Source organism: Clostridium sp. FP1 (genome assembly GCF_011065975.2).
Lineage (GTDB): Bacteria > Bacillota > Clostridia > Clostridiales > Clostridiaceae > Clostridium_AD > Clostridium_AD tagluense.
In genome coordinates, this window is the sequence record NZ_JAAMNJ020000001.1 from 2,215,946 (window position 1) to 2,229,021 (window position 13,076).

Sequence of the window (13,076 nt, forward strand, 5' to 3'; positions counted from 1 at the left end):
AAATTTTTTTTATAATCAAGTTATAAAGAATATTAGTTTTTAGGAGGTATTTAATATGTATTATAGCAATGGAAATTATGAAGCATTTGCACGTCCTTTAAAACCAGTTGATGTAGACAAAAAATCTGCTTACCTAGTTGGAGCTGGACTCGGGTCATTGGCAGCTGCATGTTTTTTAGTACGTGATGGTCAAATGAAAGGTGATAATATTCATATTCTTGAAGAACTTAGTATCGCTGGCGGAGCTTGCGATGGTATTAATGATAGTCAAAAGGGATTTATTATTCGTGGTGGTCGTGAAATGGAAAACCACTTTGAATGCTTGTGGGATTTGTTCCGTTCTATTCCTTCTATTGAGACGGAAGATGTTTCTGTTTTAGATGAATTTTATTGGCTAAATAAAAAAGATCCAAATTATTCTTTGCAGAGAGTAACGATGAATAAAGGTGAGGATGCCCATACCGATGGAAAGTTTGGATTAAGTGATAAAGCTTCTATGGAACTTGTTAAACTATTTATGAGTCGTGATGAAGATTTGTATGATAAGAAGATTTCGGATGTGTTCTCAGAGGAACTTATTAATTCTAACTTCTGGCTTTATTGGAGAACCATGTTTGCTTTCAGAGATTGGCACAGTGCATTGGAAATGAAGCTTTACCTTCAGAGATTTATTCATCACATTGGGGGCCTTCCAGATTTATCTGCTTTGAAATTTACCAAGTACAATCAATATGAGTCATTAATTCTACCAATGGTAAAATATCTTGAAGCTCATGGCGTTAAGTTCCAATATGATACGGTGGTAACAAATGTTATTTTTGATATTAAAAATGGCAAAAAGCTTGCTAAGGAAATTGTTTATAAACATAAGGATAAGGAAGAAACTATAGAACTTACTAAAAATGATTTAGTATTTGTCACTAATGGAAGTTGCACAGAAAATTCTACCCTAGGTGATCAAAACCACGCACCAAAATTTGATAAATCTATAGGCGGTTGTTGGCAGCTTTGGAGAAATATTGCGAAACAAGACCCAGCTTTCGGTGATCCCGATAAATTCTGTACTAGTACAGAAGAAACATTTTGGGAATCTTCTACAATTACCACACTTGATGACAGAATTCCTCCATATATTGAGAAAATTTGCAAACGTGACCCATTTAGCGGAAAGGTTGTTTCCGGTGGTATCATTACTGCAAAAGACTCAAATTGGCTTATGAGCTATACTGTAAATAGACAACCTCACTTTAAATCTCAACCAAAAGATCAGCTAGTAGTTTGGGTATATGGTTTATTCTCCGAGATTCCAGGAAATTATATAAAGAAACCAATGAGAGAATGTACAGGCGTGGAAATTACCCAGGAATGGCTTTATCATATGGGTGTGCCTGAATCTGAGATTCATGATATGGCTACAAAATCTGCAATCTCTATCCCTTGCATGATGCCGTATGTTACTGCATTCTTTATGCCAAGAGCAGAAGGTGACAGACCTAAGGTTGTGCCTGAGGGCTGCGAGAACTTTGCTTTCCTTGGTCAGTTTGCTGACACACCTCGTGACACAGTGTTTACAACCGAGTATTCAGTTAGAACAGCTATGGAGGCAGTTTATACATTGCTAGGCATAGATCGTGGGGTTCCAGAGGCATTTAATTCATGCTATGATGTCCGTCAACTCTTAGATTCTACAGTAAAAATGATGGATGGTAAAAAAATTACTGAATTGAACCTCCCATTTATGGAAAAATTTATGAACGAAAAAACCATGAAGATGGTTTCTGGAACAGTTATTGGAGATTTGTTGAAAAGGTATAAAATGATCTAAACCAATATAAATACAGAGGTAAGTTATCTCAGTCGGCTAATTTATTTTTAGTCGGCTGTTATGATTTACTTTTATATGTCTATTGAAAAATATTTAGAAGAAGTTGTACAATAAATACTTATCTTGACCAGAGTTATAAGGATTTGAGAAAAAAATTAATATAAAATGGAGGGGTACTGATTTGGATATATATAAAATTCTTGAAATCAAACAAAGTGTGTTTGAAGATAATGACAAGCAGGCGGATTTGCTTAGGGAACAATTGAAAAAAGACAAGACCTTTTTATTGAATTTAATGTCATCACCAGGCTCGGGTAAAACAACAACTATTTTAAGAACTATTGAAGCTTTAAAAGATGAAATGAGAATTGGCATTTTAGAAGCCGACATTGACTCAGATGTTGATGCTAATACTGTTTCTAAGACTGGTACAAAAGTAATCCAATTGCACACAGGTGGCATGTGTCATCTAGATGCAGATATGACTAAGCAAGGGTTAATAGGCCTTGGAACAGAAGACGTTGACTTCGCTATTTTAGAAAATGTAGGAAACTTGGTATGTCCAGCAGAATTTGACACTGGTGCATCAAAAAATGCCATGATTTTAAGTATACCAGAAGGCGATGATAAACCTCTAAAATATCCTTTAATGTTTTCCATTGTGGACGTTTTATTAATTAACAAGATGGATGCAATAGGTTATTTTGATTTTGATTTAGAAGCAGTGAAAGCACGTGTAAAAAAATTGAATCCGAATATTAAGGTTATCCCCATTTCTGCTAAAAAAGGTGAGGGAATGGATGAATGGACACAGTGGATACGTACAGAAGTAAAAAATTGGAATGAAAAATAGCACCCATAATTATATGAAATAATGGATTAAATTTGGGGGGGAAATAATGTGGTAAAGAAAAAAGTACTTGAACTAGCCAATAAGATTGCTGCTGGGATTACTGGCGGGATAGTAAAAGTAAAACCAACAGACCCAGAATATAGAATTCTAGAGCCCGTTGTTACAGATGAAATGGCAGAGATAGCACTTAAGCTTGAGATTCGCAAACCAAAAAGTGTAAAGGAAATTGCGGGCCTTTGCGGCAAACCTGCTGATGAAGTAGAGAAAATACTATTTAAAATGGCAATTGATGGTGTTGTTAAAATAGATGAAGAAGAAGGAATTGATAAGTACTCCCTAGAGCTTTATGTTCCTGGTGTAATGGAATACATGGTTGCAAACAAAGGAAATGTTGCAAAGTATCCAGTAATTGCCGAGTGTTTTGAAGAATATACAAGAAAATTAGGGGGATTAATGGCAGGAAATATTCCAGTAGGGCTTGGCGTAATGAGAGTTATCCCAATCGAAACTGCTATTGAGGGGGAGACAAGAAGAGCCTCTTATGAAGAAATCGCAAACCTTCTTAATAAGCATAAGGTTTTCTCTGTTGCGGATTGTTCATGTCGTACATCCATGAGAGTTATAGGGCAAGGTTGTGGGCATACTGTTGAAGAAATGTGTATTCAGCTTGGACCTGCTGCTGAGTACTATATTCGTACAGGAAGGGGCAGAAAAATTACGAGGGAAGAGGCTATTGCTATTTGCAAGCAAGCTGAAAAAGAGGGGTTGGTACATTCTATACCAAATTTATCAGGACCAGGAAATGCCCTTGCCATTTGTAATTGCTGCGGATGTTCTTGCTTCGGACTTCGAAATACAACCTTCTATAAAAATCCTGATTGGTCTAGGTCAAACTATGTAGCAGTAGTTGATAAAGATAAATGTGTTGCTTGTGGAGAGTGTGTAGAAAATTGTCAAGCAAGTGCAGCAACACTAGGACAAAATTTATGTACAAAGAAACCTGTTATAGAGCCTAAGGAAAAAGATACACCAAGGGATACGAAGTGGGGAAAAGATAAGTGGAATTTTAATTATCGTAATCGTAAATTTGTTGAGGATGGTGGAACAAGCCCCTGTAAATCTGAATGCCCAGCTCACATAGCAGTTCAAGGCTATATCAAGATGGCATCTCAAGGAAGGTATAGTGAAGCTCTAGAACTTATAAAGAAAGAAAATCCTTTCCCAGCAGTCTGTGGACGTATTTGTCCAAGAAAATGTGAAGATGCTTGTACAAGAGCGGGTGTAGATGAAGCCCTTGCCGTTGATGAAATTAAAAAATTCATTGCAGACCAAGAACTAAAATCAGAGCATCGTTATGTACCTGAAAAATGTGCACAAAGACCAGGGAAAATCGCTGTAATTGGTGCAGGCCCTGCAGGACTTTCTTGTGCTTATTTTCTAGCGGTTGAAGGATATAAGGTAACAGTGTTTGAAAAGCAAAACAAGCTTGGAGGTATGTTAACCCTAGGAATTCCTTCCTTCAGACTAGGAAAAGAAGTAGTAAATGCAGAAATAGACAGTTTGATAGAATTAGGAGTAGAGTTTAAAGCAGGAGTTGAGGTTGGCAAGGATGTTACCCTATCTGAGCTTAGAGAGGATGGCTACAAAGCGTTTTATGTAGCAATTGGTGCTCAAGCAGGTAGAAATCTAGGTCTTGAGGGTGAAAGTGCTTCCGGAGCAATAACAGGTGTAGATTTCTTACGCAAAGTAAGTCTTGGTGAAAATCTGAAAATGGAAGGTCCAGCAATTGTAATTGGTGGAGGAAATGTTGCTATTGACGTTGCCAGAACTGCAGAAAGAGTTGGTGCCACGCAAATAGATATGTATTGTTTAGAAAATAGACAAGAGATGCCTGCTCTTCCGGAAGAAATTGAAGAAGCGTTGTCAGAAGACATTGCTATCAACAACTCATGGGGTCCAACACGAATTCTTAATGAAGATGGCCATGTTGTCGGTGTAGAATTCAAAAAATGTATTTCTGTCTTCGATGAAAATAAAAGATTTAGTCCTAAATTCGATGAAAATACAACAAAAATTGTTAAAGCAAACAATGTATTGATTTCAGTTGGTCAAGGAATGGAGTGGGGCGGATTATTAGAAGATTCCAAAATAGAATTAAATCCCAATAAGACAATAAAAGCTGATCCAATCACTTTCCAAACAGGTGAGCCAGATGTATTTGCCGGCGGAGATGCATTAACAGGTCCTAAGTTTGCTATAGATGCTATTGCACTGGGAAAGCAAGGATCAATTTCAATCCATCGTTATGTTCATGGAGATAATTTAACAATATGTCGAGAGAGAGAATACCATGCTCTTGATAAAGAAAACTTAAACATGGATGGCTATGACCGCTTGCCAAGGCAAAGAGCACTTCACGTGGATGGAAGCAAGTCAAAAGAAACCTTTAAAGATTTGCGTGTTACATTTACGCAGGAACAAATAAAGAAGGAAACGGAGCGTTGCCTTGGATGCGGGGCTACGGTTATAGATGAATACCAATGTGTAGGCTGTGGAGTTTGTACTACAAAATGCAAATTTGACGCAATTTCACTGGTAAGAAAATATGATAGCGCTGGTGTAGATTTTAAGGATATGAGACCGGCAGTTATAAAACATGTTATCAAACGTCAAGGAAAAATTGCAATGAAAAATGTGAAAAAAATATTCTCAAAATAAAGACATAGCATAGAATAATTAATGTATTATAGGGTAAAAGACGGGAGAGCACGCGTTCTCCCGTTCTTATTCTTTGACAAGGAAGGTGAGTTTATTTGCATGAAGTTGGAGTTTTGATGGAAGTAGTTAAAACTGTTGAAAATTTCGCACAAAAAAATGGAGTAACAAAAATCCAGACATTGGTTCTTCAAATTGGTGAGCTATCATCAATGATTCCTAGATATATTGAAGCCTGTTATCCAGCTGCAGTAGATGGTACCATGTTGCAAGAAACGGAATTAAAAATTGAAATATTACCAGGCAATGGTATTTGCAAAGAGTGCAATAAGGTTTTTAATCTCATTGAGAATAATAATGTATGTCCAAAGTGCACAAGTAAGCACTGGGAGGTATTAAGTGGAAAAGAGTTTATGATTAAGGAAATCATTGCTTGCTAAAATGACAACCCTTGAATTCAGGGGTTTTTATTGTTTTTTTGGTAGTTTGGAGTGAGCATCGGTACTAAATCTCTGCTTTAATACATATAAGTAGTGAGGTGGTTATATATGAAGAGAACTATGGTGTGCAAGCAATGCGATAACAATAAAGTAACCTTTGAAAAAATTCAGCAGCAATTATATATCAAGTGCTCAAAATGTGGGAATACAATAATGCAAACAGTACATCTGGAATCTTGGGATAAAAATGTAGCTAACACATATAAACTTAGAATCAGTATTGAAGATGACAGCTTAATGGAGGCAGATTTAATTGAAACACAAGGTAATAAGATAGCGTTTCAAACTTTAAGTAAAGAACAAACAAAAATTAGATTAATGTATGTAAAAGAATACGAATACATAAGGCAACTTGGAGAAGACGAGTAAGGATGTAAATTGTTTGCTATTTAACAATAAGATATAGGCCTATGAAACCTAAATATTTTTAACATAACTTCTCATTTATATGTTATTTTAATAATATGGACTTAAATTACTATGAGTATTCTTTATAATAATGCACAAAATAATAACGCAAATGAAAATCATTATTAAATAAAGAGGAGGTAATTTATATGGCAAACAGAACATTAGTACCACAAGCTAGAGAAGGACTAAACAAGTTTAAAATGGAAGCAGCTAGTCAAGTTGGAGTTACCTTAAAAGATGGATACAATGGAGAATTAACTTCTAGAGAAGCAGGTTCAATTGGCGGACAAATGGTTAAGAAAATGGTAGAAACTTACGAAAATAATTTATAATTAAAAGGGAGCAATTGCTCCCTTTTCCCATTTTATAAAAATATAAATAAAACATCAAGAATATTCATTTATAAGCAACTATAAATTTCTAAAGTATTTTATCAAATTTAAAAAAATATATGTTATGTTAAACAAACAAAAAGGACAAAATATGATAAACTAATAAGACTAACAAAACTGACAAGGAAGAAGAGAGGTGTATAAAAATGGAATTTATCAATGGTATATTTAATAAAAAAACTCAAAATGTAATAAATGATTACAAAAATAAACTTCCAGAAGATATACAATACATTGATTCGTATATAGAGATAATCAAACTAGCATTAGTGAAGAATAATATAACTAGTGTTGAATTATTTTATTCATTTGATGGCAGAGGATTATTCGATAAGATCAAGAATGAAAATTCATCCAAGAATATTTTAGTTTTATACAAAGGACATATTGACAATCTAATTGCAAAAAATGGATATATAAATATATATCACTCAAAACGGGGTAATTACTCTTTAGTTGTTTTTCAACATCAATTTATATATGAAGAATTATTTGGAGTTGAATTATGGAATGATGGAAGTTCAACACCTCAGAAAATACATACATTTAACTGTTACATAGCAGAAAAAATTAATTATTTTGCAGCCATGAATTGTAAAGTTATGGGTATAGGTATAGGAAATATCAACAAGAAACAGTATGAAAATTTGATGGAAGATTATCACAAGACAGTTAAAACACCCAAAAATAAAACAACCACAGGTAAAGTAGCAATATATACAGGCATTGCATCTACAATTGGGGCTGGATTGCTTATAGGTTTAAAAATATGGTCAAAAAAAGATAAAAGATAATACAGGCAATTATGTATTTAATAAAAAAATCACGCTTATCCTAGCGTGATTTTTTTACATGAAATTTAAGCAATTTATCAAAAGTGGTAATGTGATATGTATGGAATAGATAAAAAAGTAATATTTGGATATATGAAGAATAATATGTATTGAGGTGATTAATATGAATAAGAAACAGTCTCCTACTTCTATAAGTGGGAGTTACACGCCGCAATAAAAATAAAACTATAAATTGAAGGGTGGATGTTTTATGTTAGATAATTTTGAAATTTCAGAAGCTATGACAGTAAAGTTAGATGACTACCTACCAGAAATGCCTACATTTGCAAAAGGAATAAGAAGGGCTCCGAGTAGAGGATTTCATTTAACAGAGGCTCAGACAGAAATTGCACTTAAGAATGCACTGCGTTATATTCCTGAAAAGTATCATGAACAACTTATACCTGAGTTTTTAGAAGAATTGACAAAATTAGGAAGAATATACGGGTACAGATTTCGCCCAGAAGAAAGAATTTATGGTAAACCAATAGATGAGTATAAAGGGAAATGTATAGAAGGCAAGGCTTTTCAGGTAATGATAGAAAATAATCTAGATTTTGAAGTAGCATTATATCCATATGAACTTGTTACATACGGAGAGACAGGAAGTGTATTTCAAAATTGGATGCAGTATCAATTGATAAAAAAATACCTTGAAGTAATGACGCAGGATCAGACACTTGTACTGGAATCCGGACATCCACTTGGACTTTTTAAATCCAGGCCTGAATCACCAAGGGTAATAATAACTAATGCACTTATGGTAGGCATGTTTGATAATCAGAAGGATTGGGAAATAGCCGAAGAGATGGGTGTTGCAAATTATGGGCAAATGACAGCTGGGGGCTGGATGTATATAGGGCCTCAAGGAATTGTACATGGAACATATAACACCCTTTTGAATGCAGGAAGATTAAAATTAGGTATTCCAAATGATGGAGATTTAAGAGGGCATTTATTTATAAGTTCAGGACTTGGGGGAATGAGTGGCGCTCAAGCAAAAGCAGTTGAGATAGCAAATGGTGTGGGAATAATAGCTGAAGTTGATAAATCAAGAATAGACACAAGAATTGAACAAGGTTGGGTTAAAAAGTATTCAGAAGATTTGGATGAAGTGTTTAAAATTGCAAATGAGCACACATCAAGGAAAGAGCCTATGTCCATAGGATATTGTGGTAATATAGTAGATTTGCTTGAATATGCAGTTGAAAATAACATTAAAGTTGATTTATTGACTGACCAAACTTCATGCCATGCTCCATATGATGGAGGATACTGTCCACATGGTATAACTTTTGAGGAAAGAACAAGATTACTTGCACAAGACAGAAAAACATTTAATCAATTAGTGGATAAGAGCTTAAGAAGACACTTTGAATTAATAAAAACACTTGTTGATAGGGGAACCTATTTTTTTGATTATGGAAACTCTTTCATGAAAGCGGTATATGATGCAGGAGTAAAAGAAATATCCAAGAATAAAACAGATGATAAGGATGGATTTATCTTCCCATCTTATGTAGAAGATATAATGGGACCACAGCTATTTGACTATGGTTATGGACCTTTTAGGTGGGTTTGCTTAAGTGGAAAGAATGAAGATTTGCTAAAAACTGATTATGCTGCAATGGAATGTATAGATCCAAACAGAAGGTATCAGGACAGGGATAACTATAATTGGATAAAGGATGCAGAAAAAAATAATCTTGTAGTAGGAACTCAGGCAAGAATATTATATCAGGATGCTATAGGAAGAATCAAAATTGCACTGAAATTTAATGATATGGTTAGAAAAGGAGAAATAGGTCCTGTTATGATGGGACGGGATCATCATGATGTGAGTGGTACAGACTCCCCATTGAGAGAGACCGCTAATATTAAAGATGGAAGTAATGTTATGGCAGATATGGCTATTCAATGTTTTGCTGGTAATGCGGCAAGAGGAATGAGTTTTGTTGCACTTCATAATGGTGGTGGAGTGGGAATAGGAAAAGCAGTAAATGGCGGATTTGGATTAGTACTTGATGGAAGCTATAGAGTAGATGAGATAATTAAATCTGCACTATCCTGGGACGTTATGAGTGGAATTGCAAGACGTTCATGGGCAAGAAATGAACACTCAATTGAAACTGCTGCGGAGTTTAACAAAACGCATAATGGAACTGACCATATAACCATTCCATACATTGTAAAAGAAGGGTTAATTAAAGACTCAATAAAAAAATGTTTGAATAAGGCATATTAAAAGATAATTTATTTTGGGCTCCATATTAATTAGCAGTAGTAAGTCCAAACAGTAGGTAATCCTCTCGCAAGATGATACCTTATTTTTTACGAAAGCTGTATTTCAGTAATACAGCTTTCGTAATTTTATATTGAGTGCTCTAATTACTTTTGTGTTGCTTTTTAGTATTACACATCATATGGGGGACTGCTTAAACTGCAATTTATTATAAAATATAGATTATATTTTAAATTTATTCACTTCTTGTTCTAATCTATCAGTACTTTCTTTTGATTTTAAAACTTCCGCCATAACATCTGTTGATTTATAATTTGCTGTAGTAACTCTATCTGCTATATTTGCAGTTCCACAAGCACCATCGTTAGCTGCTTGGGCCACGTTATTTATAGCGCCTAAAACTTCTTGAACTGAAGCTAAAAGCTCCTCAGAAGTAGCACTAAAATCTGTTACTAGTTCATCTACAAAATTAGCATCCTCGTTATATTTTTCTGAAACATCTAACATTACCTGATAATCATTAGCAACATCTGTAGATACAAAAGTTAATAAATTATTAGAATTAGTAGAAAGATTATTTACTGAAGATATAACGTTTGTTGTTACAGCTTGTATTTTTAGCACCGTATCTTTTGATTGTTCTGCAAGCTTTCTTATTTCATCAGCAACAACTGAGAATCCTCTTCCAGATTCACCAGCTCTTGCGGCTTCGATAGCAGCATTTAATGCAAGTAAATTAGTTTTTTCGCTTATCTGCATGATAGATTCAGACAAGATATTGATTTCACCAACTACCTTTGAATCTTCTATTGCTTGCTCAAGTTGCGTTTGTGTATGAAGAAGAATGCTCGCAGCTCTCTTTTGAGCAATATTGGCATTTTCTTTAATGGAAGTTGCTCTTTTACTAATTTCATTAGCAGCAATAGCACCTTTTTCCGATCTTTGCGCTATAGAATTAATGCTTATTTCCATTTCTTGTGAAGTTGCTGACATTTGTTCAGATGCTGCTGAGGTTTCTTCCATACTTGCAGCTAATTCTTCTGTGGTTGCAGATATTTCTTGTAAGTCACTATCTAATATCTGTACATTGTCTACAATACTATTCACTTTCTGTTCCATAGCGGAGGATTCTGTTTTAATACTATCCACTAAATTCACTAATGAATTTTTCATATTATTAATACCATTGGTAATTGAGCCTATTTCATCTTTTCTTGACAATAATTCAGAGTCAAGCTCTTGGGAAAAATCACCCTTTGCGAGTATTCCTAAATATTGAGAAGATTTTATTATTGGATTGGTAATTCGCTTTGTGCTAATATTAATTAAAATAAATGTTAAAATTAACATAAATATTGAAATAACCAAGACTATAATAGATATTCTTTTAGCACTTGCTATTAATTCATTTTCTGACATAAAAGATGCTAAAATCCAGTCAGTATTATTTATTTTATATGTATTACCAATATATTTAATGTCACTAATAGTCACATTAAAAGAATTTAAATCTTTTGACAATACTTTTTCTACTCCTGGTATATTTACTTCTTTTATATTTTTAAAATTATTAGCAGCATTATTTCCATCTGCCATAATCATTCCTGTATTATGTATAAGCATATAAAAACCTGTTTTCCCTATTTTCATTTTACTTAACATGTTACTAATCACCGATTGTTCAACATCAATTCCTATTGTACCTAATACCTTTCCGTTAGAATCAGTTAATGAACGTACATTACTTATAACCATTGAACCAGTATCGGCTTTATAAGGGGCTGTTCTTATTATATTTCCATTTCCTTTTAAACCTTTCTGATACCAATCTCTAGAAGTTGGATCATATTTTTTTGATATAGTAGTTTCTGGCCAATTTACATAACCACCATCTTTAGTAGCCAAATAAACAAACATTGTACCAGGATGTGAATTTGCATATTGTTCAAATACATTATAAATTCCACGTTCTATTGTTCCGTTTTTAGAGGGTGTCATTTTAGTAGTTTTCGTAGTATTAATATAATTTGTAATATTACTCTTGTTTACTTGAACTGTTAAGGGATGAGTGGCTAGCATATTTATATTTTTATCTATTTGATCATAAAAAATTTGGATAGAATGCTCAGCCAATTTCATCTGTTCCTTAGAATTATTAAGATAATCTTTTCTAGCTTGAGTATTAACTTGATAGCTAATTATAATACCAACAGTTGCAAGTGCCAATATTATAATAAGTATGGTAATAACTAAAATTTGAGTTTGAATACTTTTAAATTTCTTAATCATAATAACTATCTCCTAACCTGAATTATATCCTTCTATTTAAACGTTCTCACCTTATCATACATTTTTTCTCCAAATATCTTATGTACAGCAGCAGTAAAATGCCATTCATCCCAAAAATAATATTGCTCTGCATTATCATGTGCAGGTTTGATTTTTGGATAAGTACTTTGACACGCCTTATTTAGTTCAACTAACCCATATTGGCTTGGATTTTTCATTATATTTTCACTGATTTTAGGTAAGTCAAACATCATGATTTTGATATTTGAGTTTTTTTGTAATTCTTTTATGGTTTCAGGAAGTTTTTTATTTATATGGTTTACAAAAGCTTCAGCAGATTTTGTTCTATTATTAGTAATTTCATAAGGTACAAGTGATAAATCACTGCTATTTACTACAAGAAACTTTTTAGCTCCAAGCCTTTCTAATCTTTTAACTGCGGTATTTATATTAGCAACAGCTTTATCTGCAACGTTTTCAACTGTACCGGGTAAAGAATAATCCATGAATAAAAAATAATCATTGGCAGAAGCGAAAATAAAATACAATGCATCAGGATCAGCCTTACCTGACTTTAAATTTTTTTCGAATTTTTCAATTTGTCCGAGTACTCCTGTATTGCCCAAGTAATCCATCCACTTAGAATAGTTTTTTTCTCCAGTAGTTGCACCACCTGTAGCATAGTCAATTAATGGTACACTTAACTTTTCGGCTAACACTTCAACAGATGTAGGTCCATTTGAATATCTACCTTTCCAATATAATTTATCGGAAGGTTTTAAATATGCATCACCAGGTTTATTACTGCTTGCCATGATTTGTGCAGAAACTTTTTTAGCTTGTCCATTGTCTGAATAACTATCTCCAAATGCAAATACCTGAGTAAATTTTTCACTAACTTTTTCTTTACTTGTTAGATAAATAATTCCAGCAAAAATAAAAATGCATATTATGAAGATTGTAAATATAAATTTGAAATTTTTTTTCATTACCCTTCACTTCCTTTATTAAATAAT

The 13,076-nt window shown here is 33.6% G+C and carries 10 protein-coding genes; 8 read left to right on the plus strand and 2 right to left on the minus strand.

Features of this window, described 5'->3' with window-relative positions; translation table 11 throughout:
• Positions 1-55 precede the first annotated feature (55 nt).
• From G9F70_RS10695 to G9F70_RS10730, 8 genes are all read left to right on the plus strand, one after another.
• The gene (locus G9F70_RS10695; protein ID WP_164946254.1) at positions 56-1,825 is read left to right on the plus strand and encodes an oleate hydratase; all 1,770 of its coding nucleotides are present in this window, start codon (positions 56-58) and stop codon (positions 1,823-1,825) included.
• A 181-nt stretch (positions 1,826-2,006) separates the two neighbouring features.
• Positions 2,007-2,678, plus strand: a complete 672-nt coding sequence (gene hypB, locus G9F70_RS10700; RefSeq protein ID WP_164946253.1) for a hydrogenase nickel incorporation protein HypB — start codon at positions 2,007-2,009, stop codon at positions 2,676-2,678.
• Positions 2,679-2,726: 48 nt separating this feature from the next.
• On the plus strand, positions 2,727-5,396 hold the full coding sequence (locus G9F70_RS10705; RefSeq protein ID WP_164946252.1) for an FAD-dependent oxidoreductase: 2,670 nt from the start codon (positions 2,727-2,729) through the stop codon (positions 5,394-5,396).
• 95 nt (positions 5,397-5,491) lie between these two features.
• Complete coding sequence (locus G9F70_RS10710; protein WP_164946251.1) at positions 5,492-5,833, plus strand: hydrogenase maturation nickel metallochaperone HypA; 342 nt, start codon at positions 5,492-5,494, stop codon at positions 5,831-5,833.
• 108 nt (positions 5,834-5,941) lie between these two features.
• A complete protein-coding gene (locus G9F70_RS10715; protein WP_164946250.1) occupies positions 5,942-6,262 on the plus strand; it encodes a hypothetical protein in 321 nt (106 codons plus the stop codon).
• A 188-nt stretch (positions 6,263-6,450) separates the two neighbouring features.
• A complete protein-coding gene (locus G9F70_RS10720; protein ID WP_187353002.1) occupies positions 6,451-6,636 on the plus strand; it encodes an alpha/beta-type small acid-soluble spore protein in 186 nt (61 codons plus the stop codon).
• Positions 6,637-6,842: 206 nt separating this feature from the next.
• Positions 6,843-7,490 carry a hypothetical protein gene (locus G9F70_RS10725; protein WP_164946249.1) on the plus strand — a complete coding sequence of 216 codons (648 nt, stop codon included), beginning with the start codon at positions 6,843-6,845 and terminating at the stop codon, positions 7,488-7,490.
• A 250-nt stretch (positions 7,491-7,740) separates the two neighbouring features.
• The gene (locus tag G9F70_RS10730) at positions 7,741-9,774 is read left to right on the plus strand and encodes a urocanate hydratase (RefSeq protein ID WP_164946248.1); all 2,034 of its coding nucleotides are present in this window, start codon (positions 7,741-7,743) and stop codon (positions 9,772-9,774) included.
• Positions 9,775-9,993: 219 nt separating this feature from the next.
• On the opposite strand, the gene G9F70_RS10735 is transcribed toward G9F70_RS10730, so the two are convergent.
• Positions 9,994-12,060, minus strand: a complete 2,067-nt coding sequence (locus G9F70_RS10735) for a methyl-accepting chemotaxis protein (protein ID WP_164946247.1) — start codon at positions 12,058-12,060, stop codon at positions 9,994-9,996.
• A gap of 32 nt (positions 12,061-12,092) precedes the next feature.
• Positions 12,093-13,049, minus strand: a complete 957-nt coding sequence (locus tag G9F70_RS10740) for an SGNH/GDSL hydrolase family protein (RefSeq protein ID WP_164946246.1) — start codon at positions 13,047-13,049, stop codon at positions 12,093-12,095.
• Positions 13,050-13,076: the final 27 nt, after the last annotated feature.